This window comes from Gilliamella sp. W8145 (assembly GCF_016101145.1).
GTDB lineage: Bacteria > Pseudomonadota > Gammaproteobacteria > Enterobacterales > Orbaceae > Gilliamella > Gilliamella apis_A.
Map to the genome: position 1 here is coordinate 32841 of NZ_JACFRC010000002.1, position 26781 is coordinate 59621.

At 35.2% G+C, this 26781-nt stretch carries 27 protein-coding genes; 19 read left to right on the forward strand and 8 right to left on the reverse strand.

The annotated features are described in order from the left end of the window. The first annotated feature begins 14 nt into the window (after positions 1–14). From H3T80_RS07655 to citG, 16 genes are all read left to right on the forward strand, one after another. Positions 15–1151, forward strand: coding sequence for an amidohydrolase (locus H3T80_RS07655; protein WP_198201228.1), 1137 nt, complete (start codon positions 15–17; stop codon positions 1149–1151). A 13-nt stretch (positions 1152–1164) separates the two neighbouring features. Continuing rightward, positions 1165–2208 (forward strand): methionine ABC transporter ATP-binding protein, encoded by a 1044-nt coding sequence (locus H3T80_RS07660; protein ID WP_198201235.1) that lies wholly within the window; start codon positions 1165–1167, stop codon positions 2206–2208. A 98-nt stretch (positions 2209–2306) separates the two neighbouring features. After that, a complete protein-coding gene (locus H3T80_RS07665; protein ID WP_363317459.1) occupies positions 2307–2906 on the forward strand; it encodes a methionine ABC transporter permease in 600 nt (199 codons plus the stop codon). Positions 2907–3163: 257 nt separating this feature from the next. Next, positions 3164–3979: a phospholipid ABC transporter ATP-binding protein MlaF gene (gene mlaF, locus H3T80_RS07670; protein WP_294892771.1), complete on the forward strand. Its 816-nt coding sequence runs from the start codon at positions 3164–3166 to the stop codon at positions 3977–3979. Beyond that, a complete protein-coding gene (gene mlaE / locus H3T80_RS07675) occupies positions 3979–4758 on the forward strand; it encodes a lipid asymmetry maintenance ABC transporter permease subunit MlaE (RefSeq protein ID WP_086362848.1) in 780 nt (259 codons plus the stop codon). The genes mlaF and mlaE overlap by 1 nt, the downstream gene beginning before the upstream one ends. An 11-nt stretch (positions 4759–4769) precedes the next feature. Then, on the forward strand, positions 4770–5354 hold the full coding sequence (gene mlaD / locus H3T80_RS07680) for an outer membrane lipid asymmetry maintenance protein MlaD (protein WP_198201237.1): 585 nt from the start codon (positions 4770–4772) through the stop codon (positions 5352–5354). Between the two features lie 2 nt (positions 5355–5356). After that, complete coding sequence (gene mlaC, locus H3T80_RS07685) at positions 5357–6001, forward strand: phospholipid-binding protein MlaC (protein WP_110448422.1); 645 nt, start codon at positions 5357–5359, stop codon at positions 5999–6001. 6 nt (positions 6002–6007) lie between these two features. Further along, entirely contained in the window at positions 6008–6280 is a 273-nt protein-coding gene (locus tag H3T80_RS07690) for an STAS domain-containing protein (protein ID WP_110448423.1), read from the forward strand. 83 nt (positions 6281–6363) lie between these two features. Continuing rightward, positions 6364–6621, forward strand: a complete 258-nt coding sequence (locus H3T80_RS07695) for a BolA family protein (RefSeq protein ID WP_065613967.1) — start codon at positions 6364–6366, stop codon at positions 6619–6621. A gap of 95 nt (positions 6622–6716) precedes the next feature. Next, positions 6717–8744 carry an oligopeptidase A gene (gene prlC / locus H3T80_RS07700; protein WP_198201239.1) on the forward strand — a complete coding sequence of 676 codons (2028 nt, stop codon included), beginning with the start codon at positions 6717–6719 and terminating at the stop codon, positions 8742–8744. After that, positions 8731–9468, forward strand: a complete 738-nt coding sequence (locus tag H3T80_RS07705; protein ID WP_198201240.1) for a class I SAM-dependent methyltransferase — start codon at positions 8731–8733, stop codon at positions 9466–9468. Before prlC ends, H3T80_RS07705 begins: the two co-directional genes overlap by 14 nt. Positions 9469–9483: 15 nt before the next feature. Beyond that, positions 9484–10173, forward strand: coding sequence for a 16S rRNA pseudouridine(516) synthase RsuA (gene rsuA / locus H3T80_RS07710; RefSeq protein WP_110448426.1), 690 nt, complete (start codon positions 9484–9486; stop codon positions 10171–10173). 67 nt (positions 10174–10240) lie between these two features. Then, complete coding sequence (locus tag H3T80_RS07715) at positions 10241–11488, forward strand: Bcr/CflA family multidrug efflux MFS transporter (RefSeq protein WP_198201242.1); 1248 nt, start codon at positions 10241–10243, stop codon at positions 11486–11488. Further along, positions 11485–12015, forward strand: a complete 531-nt coding sequence (locus H3T80_RS07720; protein WP_198201245.1) for a gamma carbonic anhydrase family protein — start codon at positions 11485–11487, stop codon at positions 12013–12015. Before H3T80_RS07715 ends, H3T80_RS07720 begins: the two co-directional genes overlap by 4 nt. A gap of 91 nt (positions 12016–12106) precedes the next feature. Further along, positions 12107–15082 (forward strand): DNA translocase FtsK 4TM domain-containing protein, encoded by a 2976-nt coding sequence (locus H3T80_RS12420; RefSeq protein ID WP_367274778.1) that lies wholly within the window; start codon positions 12107–12109, stop codon positions 15080–15082. Positions 15083–15108: 26 nt separating this feature from the next. Next, positions 15109–16008 (forward strand): triphosphoribosyl-dephospho-CoA synthase CitG, encoded by a 900-nt coding sequence (gene citG, locus H3T80_RS07730; RefSeq protein ID WP_198201248.1) that lies wholly within the window; start codon positions 15109–15111, stop codon positions 16006–16008. 38 nt (positions 16009–16046) lie between these two features. Here citG and H3T80_RS12260 read toward each other — a convergent pair whose 3' ends face one another. After that, positions 16047–16181 (reverse strand): hypothetical protein, encoded by a 135-nt coding sequence (locus H3T80_RS12260; protein WP_255518885.1) that lies wholly within the window; start codon positions 16179–16181, stop codon positions 16047–16049. A gap of 664 nt (positions 16182–16845) precedes the next feature. Between H3T80_RS12260 and H3T80_RS07735 the strand changes: the two genes are divergently transcribed. Both H3T80_RS07735 and H3T80_RS07740 read left to right on the forward strand, forming a co-directional pair. After that, positions 16846–18705 carry a beta-glucoside-specific PTS transporter subunit IIABC gene (locus H3T80_RS07735; protein ID WP_198201250.1) on the forward strand — a complete coding sequence of 620 codons (1860 nt, stop codon included), beginning with the start codon at positions 16846–16848 and terminating at the stop codon, positions 18703–18705. 10 nt (positions 18706–18715) lie between these two features. Next, on the forward strand, positions 18716–20116 hold the full coding sequence (locus tag H3T80_RS07740) for a glycoside hydrolase family 1 protein (protein WP_198201252.1): 1401 nt from the start codon (positions 18716–18718) through the stop codon (positions 20114–20116). A gap of 59 nt (positions 20117–20175) precedes the next feature. On the opposite strand, the gene H3T80_RS07745 is transcribed toward H3T80_RS07740, so the two are convergent. After that, the gene (locus tag H3T80_RS07745) at positions 20176–21315 is read right to left on the reverse strand and encodes an AAA family ATPase (RefSeq protein ID WP_198201254.1); all 1140 of its coding nucleotides are present in this window, start codon (positions 21313–21315) and stop codon (positions 20176–20178) included. After that, a complete protein-coding gene (locus tag H3T80_RS07750; protein ID WP_198201255.1) occupies positions 21312–22115 on the reverse strand; it encodes an RNA ligase family protein in 804 nt (267 codons plus the stop codon). The genes H3T80_RS07745 and H3T80_RS07750 overlap by 4 nt, the downstream gene beginning before the upstream one ends. Positions 22116–22476: 361 nt before the next feature. Here H3T80_RS07750 and H3T80_RS07755 point away from each other — a divergent pair, with 361 nt between their 5' ends. Beyond that, positions 22477–22944 carry a GyrI-like domain-containing protein gene (locus tag H3T80_RS07755; RefSeq protein WP_198201256.1) on the forward strand — a complete coding sequence of 156 codons (468 nt, stop codon included), beginning with the start codon at positions 22477–22479 and terminating at the stop codon, positions 22942–22944. Positions 22945–22950: 6 nt separating this feature from the next. Here H3T80_RS07755 and H3T80_RS07760 read toward each other — a convergent pair whose 3' ends face one another. The 5 genes from H3T80_RS07760 to H3T80_RS07780 all read right to left on the reverse strand — a co-directional run bounded on the left by H3T80_RS07760 (position 22951) and on the right by H3T80_RS07780 (position 26757). After that, positions 22951–23772 (reverse strand): transporter substrate-binding domain-containing protein, encoded by an 822-nt coding sequence (locus H3T80_RS07760; protein ID WP_198201257.1) that lies wholly within the window; start codon positions 23770–23772, stop codon positions 22951–22953. Positions 23773–23834: 62 nt separating this feature from the next. Then, on the reverse strand, positions 23835–24260 hold the full coding sequence (locus H3T80_RS07765) for a GNAT family N-acetyltransferase (RefSeq protein WP_198201258.1): 426 nt from the start codon (positions 24258–24260) through the stop codon (positions 23835–23837). 18 nt (positions 24261–24278) lie between these two features. Continuing rightward, complete coding sequence (locus tag H3T80_RS07770; protein WP_198201259.1) at positions 24279–25037, reverse strand: amino acid ABC transporter ATP-binding protein; 759 nt, start codon at positions 25035–25037, stop codon at positions 24279–24281. Beyond that, positions 25034–25774, reverse strand: coding sequence for an amino acid ABC transporter permease (locus tag H3T80_RS07775; RefSeq protein WP_065613951.1), 741 nt, complete (start codon positions 25772–25774; stop codon positions 25034–25036). The genes H3T80_RS07770 and H3T80_RS07775 overlap by 4 nt, the downstream gene beginning before the upstream one ends. Before the next feature lie 26 nt (positions 25775–25800). Beyond that, entirely contained in the window at positions 25801–26757 is a 957-nt protein-coding gene (locus tag H3T80_RS07780) for a glutathione S-transferase family protein (protein WP_198201261.1), read from the reverse strand. Positions 26758–26781 lie beyond the last annotated feature (24 nt).

A 26781-nucleotide genomic window follows, 5' to 3' on the forward strand; every position in this document is an offset into this window, starting at 1 on the left:
CTATTGGATATGCCATGACTGACACGATTGCCCCTATTATTGAGCAACTTTTTCTGGATTTACATAAAAATCCAGAACTTTCCAATCAAGAATTTGAAACAACAAAAAAGTTAAGAAATTGCTTAGAACAAGCTAATATTCGTATTTTAGAACTGGGGGCAAAAACAGGCGTTATCGCCGAAATTGGCTCAGGAAGCCCTGTTGTTGCCTTACGAGCAGATATTGATGCCCTACCCATAGATGAACAATCTGATTGTCAATACCGTTCAACCAAACAAGGCGTTATGCATGCTTGTGGTCATGACTTGCATACATCAGTGTTAATGGGAGCTGCTTATTTATTAAAAGCTAATGAACAGCAACTAAAAGGAACAGTCCGGTTACTTTTTCAGCCCGCCGAAGAAAATTTTAGTGGTGCATTACATTTTATCGAAATCGGTGCACTCAATGGGGTTGATGCCATTTTTGGTATGCATAATAATCCTAACTTAACCACTAAGCAAATGGCTTCACGAGCCGGCCCATTTTCGGCTAATGTAGACCGTATTGAAATTACGGTAAAGGGAATTGGAGCACACGCTGCAAGACCTGAATCAGGTATTGATCCAATTGTCATTGGTGCACAGATTGTTAATGCGATACAAACAATTTCCAGTCGTACCATAAGTGGGCTCGACCCCGTAGTGGTTAGCATTACCAAATTCTTAGGTGGAAACACTTGGAATGTGATCCCTGAAATAGTTGAAATGGAAGGTACCGTAAGGACACTTACCCCCGATATAAGGCTAAAGGTCAAGCAACAACTAACTAGCATTGTCGAAAATATTGCCTTTAGTATGGGCGCTGAAGCCGAGTTAAGATGGTTTGATGGACCACCATCAATTATAAACGTGGCTAAATGGGTCGAGTTTTGCCAAAACATTGCAAAACAGGAAGGTTATGAGGTTGTTGACTTTCAACCACAACTCGGCGGTGAAGATTTTGCTCACTACTTATATCATGTTCCCGGTTCATTTATCAATCTTGGCTCGCAAAGCCCCTATGCACTACACCATCCTAAATTTTTAGTTAATCGCAATATGATAATGCCAGCAGCTAATTATCTCGCAAATCTTGCGCAACTCGGATTGATTGAATTAGCCAAACATTGATAGGTATAACATAATGATAAAATTTGAAAATGTATCGAAACAATATGAACGCAATGGAATTACGACTCAAGCATTACAAAATATCAATTTAACCATCCAAAAAGGCGATATTTACGGCATTATTGGCTATAGTGGTGCAGGAAAAAGTACACTTGTACGTCTTATAAATTTTCTGGAAAAACCGACACAAGGCAATGTTATTATTCAAAACCAATCATTAAATCAATTATCAAATCCACAACTACGACAAGTACGTCGTAAAATTGGTATGATTTTTCAGCATTTCAATCTACTTGAATCGAAAACTGTATATGAAAACATTGCTATCCCTTTAGTATTAATCAAAAAAAACAAACAAGCGATTAAACAAAAAGTCTATGAACTGCTTGAGTTTGTTGGCTTAAGTGATAAAGCCGATAGCTACCCTAAAGAGCTATCAGGCGGCCAAAAACAACGTATTGGCATCGCTAGGGCTTTGGCCAATGATCCCGATATTTTACTTTGTGATGAAGCTACATCAGCACTCGATCCACAAACCACGCAATCAATTTTGGAATTAATCAAAAAAATTAATGATCAATATAAAATTACCGTGGTATTAATTACCCATGAAATGCATGTTATAGAACAGGTTTGTCATAAAGTCGCGGTGATGGAAAAAGGTAAAATTATTGAACATGGCAATGTACTTGATGTGTTTGGTCATCCCAAACATAAAACCACACAAAATTTTGTTAGCTCAGTAATTAATGATCAAATCCCAGCGGGAGTGGTTGAAAATCTCTTAGAGATAGAAGGAGATAAAAACAATATAAAATTGTTTAAGCTTGAATTTCTGGGTCGTTCAGCCTCAGAACCTGTTATGAATTCGTTAATATTACAACAAAAAGTTGTCGTCAATATTTTGTTTGCCCATATGTCAGAAATTGAAAAAACTGTATTGGGCAGCATGTTTGTTCAACTAAAAGGTAGTGATAGTAATATCGAACAATCGGTACATTTTCTTCGTGAACATGGGGTAAACGTTACAGAAATCCAACATTGGGAGAGCAACTAATGGAAATAGTAAATGATATTATAAATTATTTAAGCACAACTTTTGCAACCAACGTAACTAGTGCACAATTTGCTCAAGCATCTTATGAAACTTTGTATATGGTAGTTTTTGCTTTAACATTAGGATCATTAATTGGCGTGCCATTGGGTATTTGTTTAGTCACTACTCGACCGTCTGGATTGCTTGAAAATAAAAAGATTTATCAGATAATTAATCCAATTATCAATCTCGTTCGCTCATTACCTTTTATTATCTTGCTAGTGGCAATTCTCCCCTTAACCAAATTAATAGTTGGTAGTTCAATAGGCACAACTGCAGCAATTGTGCCATTAACCTTCTATGTAGCACCATATATTTCTCGATTAGTCGAAAACTCATTGCTCGATGTAAATAGTGGTATTATTGAAGCAGCTGAATCAATGGGCGCAACGCCAATACAAATTATTTGGCATTTTATGCTACCAGAGGCATTTAGCTCTTTAATTTTAACCCTAACTACTGCGACAATTGGTTTAATTGGTGCAACTGCGATGGCTGGAGCCATCGGTGCTGGCGGTATTGGTGATCTAGCCGTTTCATACGGTTATCAACGATTCGATACAACGGTTACCTACATTTGTGTCGTGATTTTAGTTATTGCAATTCAGTTTGTACAAAGTACTGGTAATTATTTGGCTCGTAAAGCTCGACATGAGTAATAACAACAACCAATAATAAATTGATAATAGTGGGTACTCTAATAACAGTACCACTATGAAATTTAAATAAAGCTCCAATTACGTAAACTAACATTAAGTTTTTAAGATAAAGTATTAGCATAAAAAGATGAACAATAAAATTCCTTATGTTTTATACTTATTATTGCTAAAATTACCAATTCATTTAACGCATTTGTTTATTTACAATAATCAAGTAGAATACTCAAAATTCAATTATAGTAGTGTAGGAACTCATTGTGACTGACACATTACAGCAAAATTTGGTCGAAATTCACGATATGTCTTTTTATCGTGGTACTCGGCCTATTTACAAAAATATGAACCTAACGGTACCCAAAGGCAAAGTCACCGCTATCATGGGGCCATCAGGCATAGGTAAAACTACGCTATTAAGACTTATTGGTGGGCAATTAAAACCACAAGCTGGTCAAATTTTATTTGATGGTGAAGATGTGCCTAGTATGACACGCTCACGGCTATATGAAGTCCGTAAACGCATGAGCATGCTATTTCAATCAGGTGCATTATTCACTGACTTATCGGTATTTGATAATGTTGCTTATCCATTACGTGAGCATCTAAATTTACCTGAGCCAGTTTTACATAATTTAGTCTTGATGAAACTACAATCAGTAGGCCTTCGTGGCGCTGCCAATATGATGCCTTCCGAATTATCTGGAGGTATGGCTCGGCGTGCCGCGTTAGCCAGAGCTATCGCTCTCGATCCGGATCTCATTATGTTTGATGAACCATTCGCTGGACAGGATCCGATATCAATGGGAGTGATCGTTAAGCTTATTGCTGAACTCAATCAATCGCTTGGCTTAACCTGTATTGTAGTTAGCCATGATGTTAATGAAGTGTTAAGTATTGCTAACTATGCATACATTGTTGCTGAACAACATATTATTGCTGGTGGAACATCTCAAGAATTGCGTAATAATGATGATCTACGCGTTAAGCAATTCCTTGAAGGTTTAGCCGATGGTCCAGTACCCTTTCATTATCCGGCTGTTGATTACAAATTAGACCTAAGTAGAGGTGCAAACTAATGTTGAACTTAATTGCAAAACTTGGTCAATCAATAATTAATATTATTGCTATGTTAGGCCGCTCAGGAGTTATGCTATTTGGTGCACTTATCGGTAAACCTCAATTTAGCAAACAATTTCCATTACTTGTTAAACAATTTTATTTTGTCGGTGTACAATCGCTTTCCATTATTATCGTATCTGGTCTTTTTATAGGTATGGTATTGGCGTTACAAGGTTATTTTATTTTAACTACCTTTGGTGCCGAAGCAAGTTTAGGGATGCTAGTTGCCCTTGCTTTATTACGAGAGCTTGGTCCTGTGGTTGCTGGATTACTTTTTGCCGGCCGAGCTGGTTCAGCCCTAACTGCCGAAATAGGATTAATGAAGGCCACTGAACAATTGTCAAGTATGGAGATGATGGCGATCGATCCATTAAGAAGAATTATTGCACCACGGTTTTGGGCGGGATTTTTCTGTATGCCATTTTTAACCGCAATTTTTGTCGCTGTTGGTATTTTAGGCGGTGTATTAGTCGGTGTTGATTGGAAAGGTATTGATGCTGGATTTTTTTGGTCTTCTATTCAAAGTAATGTCGATTGGTGGCACGATTTAGGCAATTGTTTTATAAAAAGCTTTGCTTTTGCAATCGCTAGTACATGGATTGCATTATTTAATGGTTATGATTGCGTACCAACATCAGAAGGAATCAGTCGGGCAACAACCAACACTGTTGTCTATTCATCATTAGTTATTTTGGGGTTAGATTTTATTTTAACCGCATTAATGTTTAGTAATTGAGGTCATTAAACATGAGTCGTAAAGTTGAAATTACAGTAGGATTATTTATGGTACTGGTGATCTGCTCAGTACTCTTTTTATGCTTTAGAGTTACTGATCCAACATCTTTTGCTAGTCATAATTCTTACCGTGTTTATGCAGTATTTGATAATATTGGTGGATTAAAGGTAAGATCACCAATTAAAATTGGTGGGGTAGTAATTGGTCGTGTCAGTAATATTAGTTTAAAATCAGATAATGGTGATGTTTATAAACCTTATGTTACTATGGATCTCGATTCCCAATACGATAAAATTCCGAGTTCTAGTTCACTTTCTATCAAAACTTCAGGCCTATTAGGTGAACAATTCATTGATATTAATTTTGGGTTAGATCAAAACATTGAACAGGAATTAGATGCTTTAGATGCAGAAGATGCCACTGCACCAACCAATAATAATGTCAACAAGAAGCCTGTTTATCTTATAGACGGTTATGTGATTAACAATACTAAACCAGCAATGGTTATTGAAGATTTAATTGGACAGTTTTTATATAGTGCTGCTGGATCGTCAGATAAAGACAAAAAACAAGATACTAACGAAAGTAAGGAGTAATTATGTTAACCAGATTGAAACAAAGTTTATTTTTAATACTTGCATTAATGATAAGTACAGCAGCGTTTGCAGAAAATGACCCATATAAAGATATGCAAGTTGCAGCAGACAAAATTTTTAGCACTATGAAAGCGCAATCAGCGACGCTTAAATCAAATCCAAATAAACTTAAAGATATTGTCAGAGCTGACTTACTACCTTATGTACAAGTTAAATATGCTGGTGCACTCATTTTAGGTAATGCGTATAAAACGGCAACTGACACACAACGTACGGCTTATTTCAAAGCTTTCGAAAACTATCTAGTTCAAGCCTTTGCCCAGGCACTTTCAATGTATAACGGTCAATCTTATCAAGTTGAAACCTCAAAAGATTTAACCGGTAAATCGTTAATTTCTATCCGCGTATTACTAAATCAACCAGATAAAAATCAACAACCGTTACGAATTGATTTCCAATGGCGAAAAAATACCGTAACGGGTGAATGGAAAGCTTATGATTTAATAGCTGAAGGCGTAAGTATGATTACAACCAAACAAAATGAATGGTCAACAATTTTACGCCAAGATGGAATTGATGCATTAACTAAACAGTTAAATGATCTATCTAATCGCAATATTGATCCAAACGCTAAACAAAAAGGTTAGTTCATCATGTCGCGAATCCAAGCAGAAAAACAACAAAATACACTTAATTTAATCGGTGAGCTTGATGCTCACTCATTAAATGATTTATGGTCAATACAGAATACACTTTTAAATGGTGTAACGGATATTAATGTAACGCAAGTTACCCGAGTTGACTCTTCTGGGCTCGCGACACTGGTCTATTTTTGTAACCAATATAATATCAAATTAACTGGGATCAGCCCCCAGTTACAAACATTAATTGAACTTTATGATTTGCAAACGGTTATTAATCAGTAACTGTTAATGCAAGTTCATAATAAAAAACCCCTTTCCTCAAAATTTTTTTAATAAACAAAAAATAGATAATAAGAGTTTAAATAATGGATAAGCAAGAAATTATAGCTAAATTAAAAAGTTCACTCGACCTCGATGATGTTCATGTAATGACAGATGATGGCAGCCACTTTCAAGTTATTGCAGTTAGTGAAATCTTTGCCGAATTAAGTCGAGTAAAAAAACAACAAGCTATATATGCACCTTTAGCCGAATTTATTAATGATAATCGGATCCATGCATTATCAATCAAAACATATACACCGACTGAATGGCAACGTGAGCGTAAATTAATGGGTTTATAATTAAACCCAATCAGCATTTTGACTTGAATTAAGGTTTTTAGCCACAACATAATGTTTTATTAAGAACCATAATCATTCGCATAAGGTATCGCAGTATGACTAACCCACTATTAAGCAATTCATCATTACCCCAATTTTCAAAAATTAAACCTGAGCATGTTCTGCCTGCTATTCAAGAGACATTAAACAACTGTCGTAAAACAATCGAATCAGTATTGGAACAAAATAGTGAATACACTTGGGATAACCTAATACAACCCATTGATGAAATGGATGAAAAATTTAGCCGAGCGTGGTCACCAGTTAGTCATCTTAATTCAGTAAAAAATAGTCCTGAATTACGTGAAGCTTATGAAGCTTGTTTACCACTACTCTCGGAATACAGCACTTGGGTTGGACAATATAAACCATTATATCAAGCTTACAAACAACTTAAAAATAGCAAGCATTATGAAAATTTAAGTAAGGCACAGAAAAAGGTGATCGACAATGCCTTACGTGATTTTGAATTATCTGGAATCGGCTTATCAGATGATAAACAAAAACGTTACGGTGAAATTGTTGCTAAACTTTCAGAATTATCATCGCAATATAGTAACAATGTATTAGATGCAACAATGGGATGGTCCAAACTAATTACTAATGTTGACGACTTGTCTGGATTACCTGAAAGTGCCTTAGCAGCAGCAAAAGAACAGGCAAAAGCTAAAAATCAAGAAGGTTGGTTACTGACTTTAGATATGCCAAGTTATTTACCGATTATGACTTACTGTGATAATCGAGACTTACGCTTTGAACTTTATCAAGCATATAATACTCGCGCATCCGATCAAGGGCCTAATGCAGGTAAATGGGATAATACCGATATTATTAAACAAATTTTATCACTTCGTGATGAACTCGCTAAATTACTCGGTTTTGAAACTTATGCTGACAAATCATTAGCGACCAAAATGGCTGAAACTACTGCTCAAGTTACTGTCTTTTTAACTGATTTAGCTAGCAAGGCCAAACCGCAAGGTGAAAAAGAGTTAGCCGATTTAAAAAGATATGCTTATGAGTTCTTTGGAGCTAGTGATATTAAACCTTGGGATATCGCTTATTACAGCGAAAAACAAAAACAACATCTATATACTATCAATGATGAAGAGCTTCGTCCCTATTTCCCTGAACAACGTGTCGTTAGTGGATTATTTGAAGTCGTACGTCGTATTTTTGGTATTACCGCTAAACAACGCCATGACGTAGAAGTTTGGGCGCCAGAGGTAAAATTCTATGATCTTTATGCTGCTAATGGAGAATTAAAAGGTAGTTTTTATCTCGACCTATATGCCCGTGAGCATAAACGCGGTGGAGCTTGGATGGATGATTGTATTGGCCAAATGCGTTTTGCCGATGGTCACTTGCAAAAACCTGTAGCTTATTTAACCTGTAACTTTAATCGCCCAATTGGTGACAAACCAGCTTTATTCACCCACAATGAAGTCACCACGTTATTCCATGAATTTGGTCATGGATTACATCATATGTTGACTCAAATTGAAGTGTCGTCGGTAGCAGGTATTAATGGAGTTCCATGGGATGCCGTTGAATTACCAAGTCAATTTTTAGAAAATTGGTGCTGGCAACCTGAAGCTTTAGAATTTATATCCGGTCATTATCTAACAGGAGAACCTTTACCTAAAGAGATGTTAGATAAAATGCTAGATGCTAAAAACTTCCAAGCAGCATTATTTATTTTACGTCAATTAGAATTTGGTTTATTTGATTTTAAACTACATAGTAACAAAGCACCGGATATTTTAGAGACATTAAAACAGGTCAGACAACAAGTTGCAGTAGTACCTACTGTTGATTGGGGACGGTTCCCGCATGCGTTTAGCCATATTTTTGCTGGTGGTTATGCGGCTGGTTATTATAGTTATCTTTGGGCGGAAGTTTTATCAGCAGATGCATTTTCTCGTTTTGAAGAAGAAGGGATTTTTAATGAATCAACCGGTAATGCATTTCTCGATAATATTTTGTCGCAGGGTGGCAGTGATGAACCTATGACACTGTTTAAAAATTTCCGTGGCCGTGAGCCACAACTTGAGGCATTACTTCGTCACTATGGAATCCACTAATATCAATACTGCTCAGCTAAAACAATTAGCTGAGCAGTGGTTATCTGATCATATCAAACTTCCATTTGTTTTAGTTAGTCAAGCTCATCAACTTGAGTTACAAAAAACCGATGAGCCAAAATTAGGGGCAGTCGCAGTTAATTTTGTGTCAGGCACAATGGCACATCGCCGTCAATTTGGTGGTGGTCGTGGTGAGGCAATCGCTAAAGCCGTTGGCGTTAAAGGTAATTACTTACCAACCGTTATAGATGCCACTGCTGGATTAGGACGAGATGCCTTCGTATTAGCTTCTATTGGCTGTCAAGTTACAATGTTTGAGCGTCATCCTGTGGTCGCCGCCTTACTCGCTGATGGCCTTGATCGTGCTTATCAAGATCCGACTATTGGTCAATTATTACAAAAACAGTTACGTTTAATTTATAATTCAAGCTTACATGGACTCAGCTTATATCAAGATAAACCTGATGTTGTGTACCTTGATCCGATGTTTCCACATCGACAAAAAAGTGCATTAGTCAAAAAAGAGATGCGTATTTTTCAACAATTAGTCGGTAGTGATCTTGATGCCGAAAGTTTGCTCGAACCGGCAAGGAGATTAGCCAAAAAACGAGTTGTTGTCAAACGGCCTGATTATGCACCATTTTTAGCCAATCAAAAACCAACGGCTGAAATTAAAACTAAAAATCATCGTTTTGATATTTACACACCATTAGATTGTATATAGGAACAGTATTTAAATATGCGACTGGATAAATTTCTTGCTCACCATTTAGGTGTGAGTCGAACAATAGTCAGTAAAGAACTTAAAGCCCAAAAAGTTACCGTTAATGGTGATATTGTCAAATCAGGTGCTTATCATATCTCACCAGATCAAATTGTAGAATATGATGGTTTCGAAATCGTACCTATTACCGAAAATCGCTACTTTATGCTCAATAAACCACAAGGTTATGTCTGCTCTACTGATGATCCAGATCATCCAACTATCCTCTATTTTATTGATGAACCTATGGCAGAAAAACTGCATTCAGCAGGCAGACTGGATCTTGATACCACTGGTTTGGTTTTATTAACCGATGATGGTAAGTGGTCACATCGTATAACATCACCTAAACATCATTGTGAAAAAGTCTATCAAGTGACAGTTGAACAACCACTTACCGCTAATCTTATTGATATATTTAAACAAGGCATTCAGTTAAAAAGTGAAAAAACTCTAACCGAACCAGCGAAATTGATTATCATTGACGATTATCATGCAGAACTCACTATAAGCGAAGGGCGATATCACCAAGTAAAACGAATGTTTGCAGCGGTAAATAACCATGTCACCCAATTACATCGCAAACAGATCGGCAATATTGTTCTTGATATACCTGAAGGTGAATATCGGCCACTTACTCAGGACGAGATCAATTCGTTTAATTAGTATTTTTGATTAGATTGAATAAATAATGATTTTTTTTGCTAAATTTTAGTTCCAAAGGAATGACGACGTGCAAACACAAGATCCACAAATAGAAATCAAAGTTTCTAAACAAGCACTCATTTTTATTCTTGGTTTAATATCAATGTTAATGCCATTATCCATTGATATGTATTTACCAAGTATGCCAACTATTGCCGAAAAATTTAATGTTGCTGACTCCACTGTACAATTAACGATAAGTTGTTATTTATTAGGATTTTCACTAGGCCAACTTTTATTTGGGCCCCTAACCGATAGCTATGGACGACGAAAAGTTTTAACTTTTGGGCTAATTATCTTCATCATTGCTGCATTATGTTGTGGTCTAGCTGCTAATATAAATCAATTAATTACTGCCCGCTTTTTTCATGGCATAGCGGCATCGGCAACTACAATTGTCATTAATGCATTAATGAAAGATATTTATCGTGATCGTGATGAGTTTTCAAAAATGATGTCTTTTGTCATGCTCATCTCCAATATTGCCCCACTACTTGCACCAATTATTGGCGGTTTTATTCTATTTTGGTTTGACTGGCAAGCGAACTTCTATGTTCTTAGTTTAATGGCTATTATCTGCCTTGGTTTGGTAACAATCAATATTCCTGAAACCTTGACTAAATCGAAACGTGATAAATTTAGCATCATTAGAATTTTAAGTAATTTCATTGCGTTATTTAGACATAGGCAAGTATTTACTTATATGATGATTGGCGCATTTTCTGGAGCAGGACTATTCTCGTTTCTAAGTCTGGGTCCATTTGTTTATATTAATTTACATGGTGTTGCTTCAATCAATTTTGGTTATTACTTTGCTATAAATATTTTAGTTATGATATTTATGAACACCCTAAATAGCCGTCTAGTACGACGAGTTGGCTCGATAAAAATGATACAATTAGGATTATTAATTCAGTTTGTAATGACAATTGGTATGGCAATTACCAGTATATTTTACTTAGGATTTTTCTTTTTAGTCATATTTATTGCTGGTTATATCGGTTGTATTTCAACCATAGGAGGGAATTGCATGGCGGTAATTCTTGATTGTTATTCTCATATCGCCGGAACCGCATCCTCACTTGCAGGCACGATTCGCTTTGCAGTTGCCGGCGCTATTGGTGTTTTACTATCTACACTCGTTTCAACACAGACTACAACCTCGGTTACGAATAATTTAACTGAATGGTTGATGGTTGGTTCAATGGTGATCTGTAACTTCTTAGCCGTCGGTTTATTTTTGAGTGTTAGAAATATAACAAGGAAAAAAACATGATTTATCAATTAGACAACTTAAAACCACAAATTAATCCAACTTGCTTTATTGCCAAATCTGCCGATATTATTGGTGATGTGGTTTTAGATGAAAATGTATCTATCTGGTTTAATGCAGTTTTACGTGGTGATATCGCCAAGATACATGTTGGTAAAAATAGTAATGTCCAAGATAACACTACTATTCATATTGAAACTGATGTCCCATGTATTATTGGTGAAAACGTGACAATTGGCCATAACGTCATTTTACATAGCTGCACGGTCGAAGATAATGTATTAATTGGTATGGGTAGCACAATTTTAAATAATGCTAAAATTGCCAAAAATTGCTTAGTAGGCGCTAACTCGCTGGTTACTCACAGCTTACCATATGAAGAAGGTTGCCTAATTATGGGATCTCCAGCTAAAATTATTCGTAAATTGACTGAGAAAGAAATTCTAGCCAACATTACAAATGCTCAACACTATGTATTAAATGCGCAAAGATTTAATCAAACCTTGATCGAATTGAATTCATATCAATAAATTATTTTTTATCTCTCATTCACGCTATAAGTGGGTTTAATTTATGATAAAATAGCTAAAATTTTAATTAAAATAGCTTTTAGGTACGTGTTTGAAAAAATTTAAAATTACTAGAAGACAGATTGTTATTCAATTAATTCTATTAACATTAATAGGATTGTCTATTTGTTTATTTTTATCACTTTTTACTTACAACCCATCGGATCCGGGTTGGTCACGTACGGCTTGGCATAATCCTATTAGCAATTTTGGTGGTTATATTGGTGCATATGCTGCTGATATCGTATTTCAATTTTTTGGACTGATTGCTTATAGTTTACCTATTATTATTATTTTCTTTTGCTTACAGTTAATGGGCTATTTTTATCGTCATAGTAATGAACCAATTAACTATTTCAGTGTTTCATTTCGAATTATTGGTATATTAGCTTTTGTACTTAGTTGTTGTGGTTTTTTTACCTTAAATATTCGTGACCCAGAACAATTCCAAGCCGGTGGTTATCTAGGCTCAATAGTTATTGAAAGTTTGTTACCAGTTATGAGCAGCTTAGTAACCTCTTTAGCTTTACTAGCAACAACCTTAGCTTGTGTTACATTATTGACTGGCTTTTCTTGGCTTTATCTATTTGAAAAAATCGGGGCGTTAGTTATGTTAATACTATCGCCAATAAAATGGTTATTTACGCCAGATAAAGTGACACAATTAGTTGAGCAAAATCAAAATGATGAAGCATCTATAGAAGAAAAAGAACCACAGATTGATTTACATCTTGATATGGATGGTAGTAGCCAAGATAGTCTTGAACTAACCAACTTGGCTACGAATACTGCAGAAATAGCCGCTAAAATAGATACGGAAAAAGCCGAATCAACAATAGATCCAGATCCGATTTCATTACAAAATGATGAAAAATTCATAAAAACGGCAGCACAATTATTACAAACGATCGAAGCTAACAATGCTACTACAGACGAAACTCATGATGTAACTGAAAAGGTAGCCAAAAAAGACCTTGATCCTGATGCAATATTAGCGCGAATGGAAACCATTTTAAAAAATATGAATGAAGGTGGTACAACTAATTCTACTAATTTGGTGGAATCTAATGAGCAAAAGGATAGTCAAGATATCATTCAACCATTCGAAGAAGATAAATACACGATTGCCGATGCGCCAAGTAAACCGTTATTTACTATGGAACATCATGAACCTGAAATAAATATAAATCATCCTACTTTTAATAACGAGAGTGTGATAGAACCAACTGTAATACAACCAGTTGAGGATGAAATATCACTAAGCATTACCCCAGAATATAATCATTATCAAACCAATGATATTCCAGACAACTTTGAGATACCTGAGGATGTTGATATCTCACTTCTTAAACAAGAAAATCCTACTATAGATGATATTTATTTAAATGATGTTGCTATCGAAGAAACGACACAACCACTAATCTCTTTAACTCAAACGGCACCGATTATCGATGAAAATACCGAAGAAGATAATGAAGATGAGGGAGAAAGCTTAATTCATCCGTTATTACAACGTAATGATAAACCTTTACCCAAGCCAACTACCCCATTACCGTCGTTAAGTTTATTAACGCCACCACCAACGACACGAATTGAAGTTGATCATGTTGCCTTAAATGCAATGTCACAGCAAATTGAAAAAAGTTTATCGGATTATCGAGTAAAAGCTCGCGTTGTTGATTATTTACCAGGACCAGTGATTACGAGGTTTGAAATTGAACTAGCTCCAGGTATTAAAGCGGCCAGAATATCAACACTGGATCGTGATTTAGCTCGTTCCTTATCTATGCCATCGGTGAGAGTTGTAGAAGTAATACCTGGTAAACCTTATGTCGGTATTGAATTACCTAATCAAAATCGACAAACCGTTTATTTCAGAGAAGTACTAGATAGTCCACAATTCAAAAACGCTCAATCTCCACTTACTGTCGTTTTAGGAAAAGACATTGCTGGACAATCGGTGGTTGCTGATTTAGCAAAAATGCCTCACTTATTAGTCGCAGGGACAACAGGTTCAGGAAAATCGGTTGGTGTTAATGCCATGATATTAAGCATTTTATACAAATCACAACCGGAAGATGTTAGGTTCATCATGATTGATCCTAAAATGTTAGAGCTCTCTATCTATGAAGGAATACCACACCTATTAACTCAAGTCGTCACCGATATGAAAGATGCGGCAAATGCTCTTAACTGGTGTGTGAATGAAATGGAAAAACGCTATCGATTAATGTCAGCGTTAGGGGTGCGTAACATTGCTGGTTTTAATGAGAAAATCAAGCTTGCTGAAGAGATGGGGCGACCAATTCCTGATCCACTCTGGAAACCAACCGATAGTATGGATCTAGAAATGCCGACGCTTGAAAAACTTCCATATATTGTGGTTATGGTTGATGAATTTGCCGATTTAATTATGGCTGTTGGTAAAAAAGTTGAAGAGTTAATTGCTCGACTAGCACAAAAAGCCCGAGCTGCAGGTATTCATTTGGTACTAGCAACTCAAAGACCTTCTGTTGATGTTATTACCGGTTTAATTAAAGCTAACATACCAACCCGTATTGCATTTACAGTTTCAAGTAAGATTGACTCACGAACCATTTTAGATCAAATGGGTGCAGAATCTCTGCTTGGTATGGGGGATATGCTCTATTTAGCACCTAATAGCTCTATTCCTGTTCGTGTTCATGGCGCTTTTGTCCGTGATGAAGAAGTTCATGCCGTCGTACAAGATTGGAAAGCGCGTGGTAAGCCTAAATATATTGAAAATGTAACAGTCTCCACCGACGATAGTGAAAGTGGTAGCTTTGATACTATTGATGAAGAACTTGATCCATTGTTTGATCAAGTGGTTTCTTTCGTCATTGAAACTCGTAGAGCATCAATATCCAGTGTCCAACGTAAATTTAGAATTGGTTATAACCGAGCCGCACGAATTGTGGAACAAATGGAAATGGAAGGCATTATAAGTGCACCTGCCCATAATGGTAATCGAGAAGTACTTGCTCAAGCATCTCATAATGATTATTAAGCTTAATTGTAAAGGCAGCCTATTCCATGAGTAATTATTTATCGCAAGTAATTAGCTTAGAATCGAAATTAATAAGTGAAAATTTTCTGAGCTCACCGACAATATTAGCGGTACAAGCATTAATTAGAGAGATCTGCTTATCACCCAAACCTGGATTGGTTGATATGAACAATAATGGCGCACATCACGATATGAGTTTTCAAACATTCATAACAAGTATTAATGCCATTTCAAATTGGTTTGAACGTTTTTATCATTATGGAAAACATAATGCCAACGTTGCAGCACCTGATTTTTTAGCAAATATTCGACCAATTGGCCTTGAATGTGAAACAGCAATGTTTAGTGCAACTAAACAGATTAATACGCATAAAGGTGGAATATTTGCCTTTGGTCTATTACTAAGTGCCATCGGTAAATTAGAGCAACTTAAATTACAGACAACTATTCCGATGATCTGTAATGAGGTAGCTAACATTTGCCACGGTATGGTTAATAACGAATTATCACAAAATAACCGCAGCCACTCAGTAGGAGAACGGCTTTTTAAACAACATAATCTTACTGGTGCAAGAGGCGAAGCTGAATCAGGATATACAACCGCACGTGAGATATCATTACCAATTTATCAAGACATGTTGAATAGTGGCTATGATGAAGAATCAGCCCTATTACAAGCAATGCTATACTTATTAGCTTACAATCAAGACACAAACCTAGTTTCTAGAGGAGGACTAGCCGGATTAGAATTCGTGCAAAATGAAGCAAGAGATTTAATCCAGCAAGGTGGCGTTTTGCATCCAAATGGACTAGAAATGATTGCTAAGTTAGATGACGAACTGATAAAACGCCACCTAAGTCCTGGTGGCTCAGCGGATCTTATCGCAGTTACATGGTTTTTATCTCATTATGCAGCTCAAAATTAACTAATTTTGCTTATAAAAGTTCTAATAAAAATTGATGGTTAAGCGGTAACCAATAAATTATTGATAAAAGCACCGTAACGATTGTCACGCCAGCTAAAGTAAAATAAACGGCCGTTATTAAGCATCATTTCAGGTTCATTCACTAACCCAAAATTAATAATGTAGTCATTCATTGTGTAAATACCCTAAGATAATCTAAATTAAAGCACTTCATACTTCAGTCTATCTCACACTTTATTTAACTACTAACTACGACGAGAACATTTTAATAACAGAAAACATACAAATTAAATAATCATTTATAACTAGATCACTCATTATTGGATCGATAAAAAGTATTGTAGTTGATAGCTATATTGCTGATGGAATTAAGCTAGGAAACAAAAGGTGATAATTAAAAACCAGCCAACATAATCTTAATAATGATTAAAAAAAGTAAGCGCTAACCAATATATAAGTAATAATTATCAATAAATTTATTACTATAAAATAAAGTATTTAATAAAGAATAATAGATATATTGCGCAGACACAGAAAAAGAAAAAAGTTATTAAAATTTCTCTTAGCTTATTTGATTTGTGCACTTTTTTATACCAACAATTATCCTATTTACCAACATTTCTCATTAAATTATTTGGCAATAGTTAAGACAAACTTGTCTAAACTTATAAACTATGCTAGCTTGCAACCACTCAATAAAATGATAAAAATTAAATTTAACGTAAAAAAATTAATATTATCAATTGGTTTTATTTTTAATTGATATTAAGGTGATAATTTTTAGTGTGTTTAATTTTTTATCAACGTATAACCATTCTTTAAGTAATGGAGAAAATAATGGACTATCCAAAAATAGCCCAACAAATTTTACAATTGGTGGGCGGTAAAGAAAATATTATTAACTTTACCCACTGCTTTACTCGATTACGCTTCCAATTACACAATAACCAAACCGCTAATCGTGAAAAATTATTACAAACAGAAGGCGTAATTTCTGTTGTTGAAGGGAGTGGACAATATCAAGTGGTTTTAGGTAATAAAGTCACTAAAGTGTATGAGCAATTAGTCTCATTCGTCGGTGATGTAAAACGAAATAATCAAACAGAACCTAAACTATCTTTAGCTGTAAAAATACTTAATGCTTTTGCTGCTATTTTCACACCAATTATTCCGGCCATCGCAGCATCAGGAATGCTAAAAGGAATTCTAGCTATTGCCGTTATGATTGGTAACTATTACTATCAGACTGATATTAAAAGCTATAACACCTATACTATTTTGCATGCGGCATCAGATGCAGTTTTCTATTTTATGCCAATTATATTAGGTTACACTGCGGCTAGAGTCTTCAAAGCTCATGAATTTATTTCCATGATTATTGGTGCGACTTTATGTTATCCATCAATCGTCAATTTAATGACCAGTAACACCGAGGTAACGCTGTTTGCAATCGAACTCACCAAAGCTAGTTACACATCAAGTGTTATACCTATTATATTAGCGGTGTTCATTTTAAGTTATGTACAAAGATTTCTAGATTATATTATTCCAGAAGTGTTAAAAATCATCATGGTGCCTACATTTTCATTGCTCGTCATGATTCCAGCTACATTACTTATTTTCGGCCCAATTGGTATCTATATCGGCGAATTTATAAACTGGGTCTATTACTACATTATGGGAGTTAGTCCTATCTTATTAGGTGCATTTATTGGTGGTGTATGGTGTATTTTAGTTATCTTTGGTGCCCACCGCGCTATCGTACCAATCGGCATTAATGATGTAGCCCAAACAGGACATCAAAGTTTACTTGCTTTTGCTGGTGCAGCTAATTTTTCACAAGCCGGCGCTGCTTTAGGTGTATTTTTTAAAACTAAAAATAAGAATCTAAAAACAGTTGCTGCTTCAGCGACAATAACCGCCTTATTCGGTATTTCCGAACCGGCTATTTATGGAGCAAATCTTAGATTGAAAAGACCAATGGTTTGTGCAGTTATATGTGGTGCACTCGCTGGTGGTTTAATGGGCTGGGGAGGTTCTTATGGAACCGCTTTTGCCAATCAAGGCGTACTGACAATCCCGGTTTATGCTGAAGCCGGAACCAAAGCTTTCTTATGTTACTTAATTGGTATAGGTTTCGCTTTTTTTGGCTCATGCATTATGACGATGCTTGTTGGCTTTAACGATATCGCAAATGAAGAAGAGTCAAAGACAATTCAAACCTCATCTAGCCAACCATTAACAAATGATACAACCATTCTATCGCCAGTTGCCGGCGAAGTTATTGCGCTAAATCAAGTTAAAGATGAAGTATTTGCTTCAGGATCGATGGGAAAAGGAGTAGCAATTTACCCTAAAGCTGGTGAAATCTTTGCCCCAGCAGATTGTACCATTACCGTACTCTACCCTACTTTACATGCAATTGGCCTAAAATTAGATAACGGTATTGAGCTACTGATCCATATTGGTATTGACACAGTTAACTTACAAGGTAAATATTTCCAGTCTTATGTAGAAACTGGTCAACATATTACTAAAGGAAGCAAAATTGTTTCCTTTAATATCGAAAAAATCGAACAACAATTTGATTTAACAACTTCGATTATTGTGGTTAATTCAGATCAATATAAACATATAGATTATTGTCAACTAACTCATGTTAGTAATAATGACAATTTATTATTTATTCAAGTTTAGAGGTTTAGTTATGAAAGCTTTTGCTAAGGATTTTTGGTGGGGAGCATCATCTTCTGCATTTCAAATTGAAGGTGGGTGGGATGCGGATGGGAAAGGAATGACCGTTGCCGATTACAATTCATTTCAACGCTCTGCAATACAAGCCGATAGTAAAATAGCCAGTGATTTCTATCATCATGTTGAAAGTGATATTGCTTTATTTAAAGAGTTAGGACTAAAAACTTATCGTTTTTCTATATCATGGGCGCGAATTATTCCCGATGGTGATGGTGAAATAAATCAAGCAGGCATTAATTTCTACAACAAAGTCATCAATGAATTAATCAAGAACGATATCATTCCGTTTATTACTCTTTATCATTTTGATTTACCATTCGCCTTAGTTGATAAATATAATGGTTGGCAAGATCGTCGTTGTGTTGATGCATTTAGACGTTATGCGCAAATATGTTATCAAGCATTCGGCGATCGAGTAAAACATTGGCAGATTAATAACGAACAAAATCTGATGATCCGTGTTAACGAAAGAATGAACATGTATAAAGTTGCGGCTCATGAGGTTGAAAAAGTGAGAGCTCAAATGGATTATCATATGTTTGTTGCTCATGCAATGGCAACCAATGACTGTCATGAACTAATTTCAGGTAGTAAAGTTGGGCCAGCGGTATCATCAACCATGACCTACCCTGCAAGTAACAAACCCATGGATGTTTGGGCAGCCAAAATGAATGACAATTTCAAAACCAACTATGCACTTGAAATGTACTGCTTTGGTGACTATCCTGGGTATTATAAAAATTACTTAAATCGTTGTGGTATCTATCCTATTACTCAATCAGAAGATGCGCAAATTTTAAAACAAGCTAAGCCAGATTTTATTGCCGTAAATTATTATCGGACGTTGGTGGCTAGTTACCTACCAGAAGATGATAGCCATCCGTTTGGTAGCAAAGAAAAAGATATCGATTTTGATCTTTATGGTTATTTCAAGATCGAGAAAAATCCAAATTTGGTCGCCTCAACTTATGGTGCACAAATTGACCCTATGGGTCTAAGACTGGTATTAAATGAATATTATCGCCAATATCGTTTACCACTGATCATTACAGAAAATGGCTTAGGTACACCAGATATTTTAACTGCTGACAATAAAGTACATGATGATTATCGCATTGATTATATAAAATCGCATATCTTAGCTTGTCATGATGCGATTGAAGATGGTGTTGAGTTATTTGGATATTGTCCATGGTCAGTTATCGATTTACTAAGTTCACATCAAGGTTTCAAAAAACGTTATGGCTTTGTCTATGTCGATCGAGATGATCATGATTTAAAAACGCTTAATCGAATTAAAAAAGATAGTTTTTATTGGTATCAGCAAGTCATCAAAGATAACGGTATTAAATAATAATGCAAAACTAAACATGATGGGCGCTGAAAGGCCCATCATAATTTATTTAAATACTGCTAATTAACTAGATAAGTTACCTTATGTGCCTCTGTCGGTAATGGTACTTGCCATTTAGAAAGCATTTGAGTAATTTTCTTGTTTGGCAAGCTAGTATCTCGACTTGAATTACGTTGATATAATGTTTTTTCTGACTGCTCAAGATAAACAATTTCAACTTCGGCATGATAAGCATAAAGTAAATCCAATGCTTTTTCTCGCATATCTCGTGATAAGTGAGTAGCATTCCAAATGAATGACTGATTCTCTCTTAAGTATTGTTTTACCTTTGCTAATACAAATTGAATCACTAAACCTTCATTTTGACCATGCTTCAATTTAAGTTGATTACGAGCATCATCATATGATGCAACCGGTAACTTTGGATAGTATTTACTTATCCAGCTATTTTTACCTGATGCAGGCAACCCCGACAGTAAGATGACTTTAGGCCCTTTTTGAGGATATAACGCATAATCAGGTAACACATTGCTACCTCGAAAATATTGTATTCGCGTATAATCATCAATAAATTGCCGTGGTTGATATAAACACTCTTCTTCTAAAGCTAATTGTTTGAAGAGTTCAACTTCATCAACCATTCGAGCTTTATCAGCACTAATACGACCCAGTATATCTGCTTTAGCTTGCATACATAACATCCAAACAGGAAGTTGCCATGAAAGCCGATGAATTAACCATTGCGGTGATTTATAGTTATTATCATCACTTAAAGCATAAAATGGTATTTGATGCACTCGGATAATTCGACAAATTTTTTCCCGTAATTCAAAAGGAACGCCATTTCGCCATAATAATATTCGACTACTTATCTCGCCTTTTTGCGAATGTCGTGGTTGTGAAATTCGACCACTTATTTCATCAATAATTGTCGTTTCTGGTTTGGCAATATCATGTAATAAAGCAGTCATAAACAGTACAAACTTATCTTCATCAGAAGATGCTGCAAAATCATCTTGAGCAATTAAAGCCCTTAATACCATTTGAGTATGAATCCAAACATTTCCTTCACCATGATAAATCGGATCTTGTGGTGTAATAGTCAATTTATTCAACTCAGGAATACAGTCTAACCACTGGTCAAAGTTATCTTGGCTGATACTGTAGGCGATCTCTTGTTGTAACTGTGAATAACTCATAAATCACCTCCAAATACTAAGCCATTATTCCAATTTATTGTTAGTTGTGGCGAATAAAGCTCAACATTGTTAGCTAATTGATTAGGAATAAATGGTTGTTGTAAATGATGTTGCCCAGCATCTAATATAGCTTGCACAAAATCCTGCCTAACCCACTTCAAACGACCAGTTGTAGTATTTGCTGATTCGATTTTTAAATATAATCCTTCCATCAAATCAGAGTTATCACACTGTTGCCAAGCTTTGATTAAATCAAGCTTTTCTTGTGTGACAATTTTTTCAAAACAACTTCGCCAGTCAATTGTTTTAGCTAAAGAATTTTTCACGAGTGCTAATAAATCACTTAATTTTTCTGGTGCAATTCCCATAAACAATACAGGAACAGATAAAATAGGACCATCGGCCAATAATTCATGACGCTTTCGAGTCGATAAGAAACAATTATTATGCCTATCCCAAACATCAAATTCACAAAAATAATGTGGTAATGCATCATAAAAAATAGCGTGTTTTTTATGTAGCCACTCACCATACATAATATAGCGATCTTCTAAACGTTCAATTAACCAGCCTTCATGGACCGTTGCCCAATGTTTAAATAGATTAAATTGACGTTCGCGACTCCCTCCTATTAAGTAATGGCCACGTGATTGTAGTAATAGTTCACCACTTTCTGAAAAACTGATTGCACAGTTGGCCCCATCAAGTTTTTCTTCAACCACAATATATTGCCCTGCTAACTGATCGTAAGGTAGCTGTCCATGCTCACTATCGCCAAATTGTAAACGTGAACTTTGCAAATGTGGAGTTCATGGGTATTTAATTAATTCTAAATTTTGAATATAAGTTTCCATTGTCATTTTGTTTTCTCCGAAAAATTAGGGAAAACCGACAAGGCGAAGATCTATAGATTGAACTGCAACGTAGACGCTTTAGAAAAAGCTAAAAGACAATAAAATAGAAGATACCATGTCGGCATTAAGATAAAGTGTTGAATACAGGCATTTTGTCACCTCACAAAAAATATAAATATTAGATTAAAAAAACGGCGCCATTATCTTTTTCAGCAGATCTACTGTCAAGTGAAATTTGATTTTTTATATACTTAATCAGTGTTAAGATTTAACAAGATCATTATCATTAATAAATTTTGAGGTTTATATGGATGTCGAAATCGTATTATTTCCGATGACACACTTAGCCGTTATTGAGCATTATGGCTCGCCTGAATTAGAACATGAATCAGTGAATAAACTCATAAAATGGCGACAAGAAAATCAGCTTTTAGATAATAAATATAGAAACTACGGCATTCATTATACCAATCCAAAAACAACGCCACCGAAACAACATCATGTCGATTTAGGTATCGCTATTGATGAACCTATTGCTAATAACATTTATGGAGTGATAAATAAAACGATTCCCCAACTCCGCTGTGCAAAAGCCAGAGATATTGGTTCGAGATATCATAATCAAGCTATTATTTATTTACTCAAACAATGGTTACCACATAGCGGAGAAAAACTGGGAGATTTCCCCCCAATTTTTCATTATGTCAATGTTGGTCCGACCATTAAACTAGAACAGATGATAACGGATGTTTATTTACCGCTGTTAGACCATTGAAATTCATTATTTAGGTGAATAATCAGCAGCAAAATAACGCTGACTAATTTGTGCTAGTTCACCACTACTAATAATTTTTTTGATACCTTCATTGATATCTTTGGTTAATTGTTCCCCTCTACTACTTTTACTAATTAAAAGATAACTAAATGGTGATGCAATACGATCTTCATCTTCCTTACTCAATTCAATTATTTTTAAATTGAGATGATGTTCACTAATATATTGCGATAACATTACTTTATCAATTAACTGAAAATCATATTGACCGTTTTCAACATGTTGCAAAACAGGTAATAAATCAGCTTCACTATAAACAATTTTGACAGGATTATTAGGGTTTTGCTGATTATAGGTTTCTAAAGCTGTAGCATAGTTTAGTCCAGGTGATACTTCTGTAGATTTTCCATTAAGATCACTAAAACGATTTATATTATTATTATTTTTAGCTACTGCGATTACATATTGATTTTTAAAGATTGGATCGGAATAAAAATACTTCTCCTTACGTTTTTCATTCATTGCATAATTATTAGCACCAACTTGATACCTTTGAGAATCAAGTCCTGCAAGTACCGATGGAAATTCTGTAATTTCAAAATTAATTTCATATTGTGGTTGTTTGGCAAATATGGCTTTAACCACATCGATATCATAGCCAGTCAGCTCTCCTTTATCATTGACTGTCGTAAAAGGACTTGGTGCGCCTGATGTTGCAATAACGATTTTTTCTACTTTAGTACTTTGGGTGTTTTTATTTTGATTATCACATCCAATCAGTGATAAAACAGCCAAGATCAAAAAGCTATACCATTTTTTTAGATTCATAACGCCGATCCTCTGTAGTTAAAATTAGTTAATATTATTAAAATGCTAGTCAATTAGGCTATCTAAATGAATCCCATTTCTTTCATTTGCTGCCGATGATCTGTTTGATATATGACCATACCAGTTTTCATTAAATCAAAACCTAAGTTCTTATAAAATTCAACCGTTTGAGGATGTGTATAAAGAATAATATTACAATCCTTTACTTGTTCAATAAGCTTATCGACAATTAGCCTACCATATTGCTGACCATGTAAGTGTTTAGCCAAAGCAATGTTATAAATCGCTGCCTGACAAATTCCATCTGATAGTGCTCTACCCACCCCCACCACATGATTATTCTCCAATAAAAAAACTACCGCATAGCTTCTTTTAAAGACTTGTTCTTGAGTTATCGCATCGAACGAACTTAGGCCATAAAATGCCAGTAAATCAGCAACTTCTTGCCAATTAATATCATCACAGTGTTGTTGAATAATAATCCCCATTAGTACCTCATTTACTGATTAAATCTCATAATCCATTTGCATTGCTGAATAATATCTAGATAAAAAATCTTTTGTTCTTTGATGAACAGGATTTAAAAAAACTTGTTTAGGCGATCCATCTTCAATAATTTGCCCTTTATCTAAGAACAAAACTCGGCTGGCTATATCATGCACAAAACTCATTTCATGAGAAACTAATATCATCGTAATACCCGATTTTGCCGCCATTTTTATCGTTGCCAATACTTCGCCGACTAACTCAGGATCTAATGCAGAGGTAGGTTCATCAAGTAATAAAACCTTAGGATTCATGGCTAACGCTCTCGCAATAGCAACCCTTTGTTGTTGACCACCTGATAGTTGTTTTGGATAGTGGTTTACTCTATCAGCAAGACCAACTTCAACGAGTTTGTCGTAAGCAATTTTTTCAGCTTTCTCTCGAGAGTATTTTTTTACAATCAGTAACCCTTCCATAACATTTTCTAAAGCATTCTTTTGTGGAAAAAGATTAAACTGTTGAAAAACCATCGCTGTTTGTTGACGAAATTTAACAATTTGATCTCGTTTAGATTTACTGACATCAAACGACATGTTATCAATAGTGATATTACCAGCTTGAGGTTTTTCCAATAAATTTAAACAACGTAAAAGGGTCGATTTTCCTGCTCCCGATGCGCCAATAATTGCAACGATTTCATGTGGTTTAATAGCAAAATTAATTTGATTTAAAATGCAATTACCATGAAAAGATAAAGTGAGATTATTAACATGAATCATAGCCATTTCCCTCTTCGGTAACTTGGAGTATTTTTATCTTCACTAATCGTTAATCGGTTCTCTAAATATTTGACTAATAATTCAATTAATATGGTTAATGCCCAATAAATTAGAGCCAGTGAAATATAAACTTCAAAATAACGATAGCTATGACCAGCTAAAGTTTTACCTCTACCAGTCATTTCAGTTACCGAACAAACAAATGCCAGTGAAGTTCCTTTTAGTAATCCGATTAAAGTATTACCTAAGTTAGGCAGTGCAACTATAAATGCTTCAGGAATAACAATACGACGTAAAACTTGACTATATGTCATACCTAACGATTGTGCAGCTTCGATTTGCCCCTTATTTACAGATTGTAATGCGGCACGAATTGTTTCAGAGTTATAAGCTGCTTCATTAAAAGAAAAGGCTATCAATACAAACAATATTGCCGGAAGCCCATTAATATTAAAATCTGTATCAAAAAAGTAATTAACATAACGTAATAAAATTGGTAGGCCATAAAAACTTAAATAAAGTTGTACCAATAATGGGGTTCCTCTTATAAATGAAACAAATACCGCTGCTATTTGCGTTAATACCGGTATTTTATTCATTTTAATTATTGCAATAACTAGACCTAATATTACGCCAAGTAACATCGAAAAGATGGTGATAAAGAGTGTTACTGGCAAATAAGCCAGTAACGTCGGTATTTGGGTGAAAATCAATCCAAAATCAATAATATTTGGCATCTGCATTATCCCAATATTAAAATTAATTAACTAAATTGTTTATCTCGATTATGTGGTGTTTTCCAATTACTAACATCAGGCCCTAACGGCAAAATATCATAAGGATTATGGGCGTTATTACTCAAAAAATAACCTTTTTTAATCGCCTCAAAATCAGTCGTATTGCCAAAAGCGGGAATTTGATAGAGATCTCGGGCATAACCCCACAAATTAGGATAATCGATAATTCTATTTCGATTAGTGTTGAATGCAGCGTAATAGGCAACGTCAAACCTAGCCAAAGTGACATATAAACGAATATCTGAATCAGTGATGTTATCACCAAAAAGATAACGAGATTTGCTTAATCGTTGTTCCAATTTATCTAACTGATTAAAAACGAGATGGTAAGCATGCTCATAAGCTGGTTGTGATCGAGCAAAGCCTGCTTTATAAACGCCATTGTTAACTTCATGAAATATCACATCATTCAATTCATCAATTTCAGTACGTAAATGTTCTGGATAGAGATCTGGTGCACCAGCTTTATGAAACGGCTTAAAAACAGTTTCCCAATAATTAGTTAATCTAAAATAATCATTGTTAACAACTTTGCCTGTTTTTACGTCAACTACAGTAGGTACTGTTGCTCGCCCATTATATTCTGGATCGGTTTTAGCATAAATTTCCGGTAAATAACGAATCCCTAACACCGGATCTACGCCATTGGGATCAAGTGAAAACTCCCAACCATGTGGCGTTCTTATAGGAGAAACCTTACCTACACTAATAACATCTTCTAAACCCAATAACTTGATGGCTATCATTTGGCGATGAGCCCAAGGGCAAATTGCAGCCCAAATCAGTCGATAACGACCTGCTTCAACAGGTAACAAGCCAGGTTCATTACCAAAGGGAGTGTCAAATCGGTTAGTTTGACGGACAAAAGCACCATCTTTACTGATTTCATTATTTTCAGTCGTTACTACTTTTCCTATAGACATACGCTTACTCCTATTCTTTGATAC

Excerpts from the sequence above, each read along its gene's own strand:
- H3T80_RS07655 (WP_198201228.1), top strand. The coding sequence starts at position 15 with ATGACTGACACGATTGCCCCTATTATTGAGCAACTTTTTCTGGATTTA.
- H3T80_RS07660 (WP_198201235.1), top strand. The coding sequence starts at position 1,165 with ATGATAAAATTTGAAAATGTATCGAAACAATATGAACGCAATGGAATT.
- H3T80_RS07665 (WP_363317459.1), top strand. The coding sequence starts at position 2,307 with ATGGTAGTTTTTGCTTTAACATTAGGATCATTAATTGGCGTGCCATTG.
- mlaE (WP_086362848.1), top strand. The coding sequence starts at position 3,979 with ATGTTGAACTTAATTGCAAAACTTGGTCAATCAATAATTAATATTATT.
- mlaD (WP_198201237.1), top strand. The coding sequence starts at position 4,770 with ATGAGTCGTAAAGTTGAAATTACAGTAGGATTATTTATGGTACTGGTG.
- mlaC (WP_110448422.1), top strand. The coding sequence starts at position 5,357 with ATGTTAACCAGATTGAAACAAAGTTTATTTTTAATACTTGCATTAATG.
- H3T80_RS07690 (WP_110448423.1), top strand. The coding sequence starts at position 6,008 with ATGTCGCGAATCCAAGCAGAAAAACAACAAAATACACTTAATTTAATC.
- H3T80_RS07695 (WP_065613967.1), top strand. The coding sequence starts at position 6,364 with ATGGATAAGCAAGAAATTATAGCTAAATTAAAAAGTTCACTCGACCTC.
- prlC (WP_198201239.1), top strand. The coding sequence starts at position 6,717 with ATGACTAACCCACTATTAAGCAATTCATCATTACCCCAATTTTCAAAA.
- H3T80_RS07705 (WP_198201240.1), top strand. The coding sequence starts at position 8,731 with ATGGAATCCACTAATATCAATACTGCTCAGCTAAAACAATTAGCTGAG.
- rsuA (WP_110448426.1), top strand. The coding sequence starts at position 9,484 with ATGCGACTGGATAAATTTCTTGCTCACCATTTAGGTGTGAGTCGAACA.
- H3T80_RS07720 (WP_198201245.1), top strand. The coding sequence starts at position 11,485 with ATGATTTATCAATTAGACAACTTAAAACCACAAATTAATCCAACTTGC.
- citG (WP_198201248.1), top strand. The coding sequence starts at position 15,109 with ATGAGTAATTATTTATCGCAAGTAATTAGCTTAGAATCGAAATTAATA.
- H3T80_RS12260 (WP_255518885.1), bottom strand. The coding sequence starts at position 16,181 with ATGAATGACTACATTATTAATTTTGGGTTAGTGAATGAACCTGAAATG.
- H3T80_RS07735 (WP_198201250.1), top strand. The coding sequence starts at position 16,846 with ATGGACTATCCAAAAATAGCCCAACAAATTTTACAATTGGTGGGCGGT.
- H3T80_RS07740 (WP_198201252.1), top strand. The coding sequence starts at position 18,716 with ATGAAAGCTTTTGCTAAGGATTTTTGGTGGGGAGCATCATCTTCTGCA.
- H3T80_RS07745 (WP_198201254.1), bottom strand. The coding sequence starts at position 21,315 with ATGAGTTATTCACAGTTACAACAAGAGATCGCCTACAGTATCAGCCAA.
- H3T80_RS07755 (WP_198201256.1), top strand. The coding sequence starts at position 22,477 with ATGGATGTCGAAATCGTATTATTTCCGATGACACACTTAGCCGTTATT.
- H3T80_RS07760 (WP_198201257.1), bottom strand. The coding sequence starts at position 23,772 with ATGAATCTAAAAAAATGGTATAGCTTTTTGATCTTGGCTGTTTTATCA.
- H3T80_RS07765 (WP_198201258.1), bottom strand. The coding sequence starts at position 24,260 with ATGGGGATTATTATTCAACAACACTGTGATGATATTAATTGGCAAGAA.
- H3T80_RS07770 (WP_198201259.1), bottom strand. The coding sequence starts at position 25,037 with ATGATTCATGTTAATAATCTCACTTTATCTTTTCATGGTAATTGCATT.
- H3T80_RS07775 (WP_065613951.1), bottom strand. The coding sequence starts at position 25,774 with ATGCCAAATATTATTGATTTTGGATTGATTTTCACCCAAATACCGACG.
- H3T80_RS07780 (WP_198201261.1), bottom strand. The coding sequence starts at position 26,757 with ATGTCTATAGGAAAAGTAGTAACGACTGAAAATAATGAAATCAGTAAA.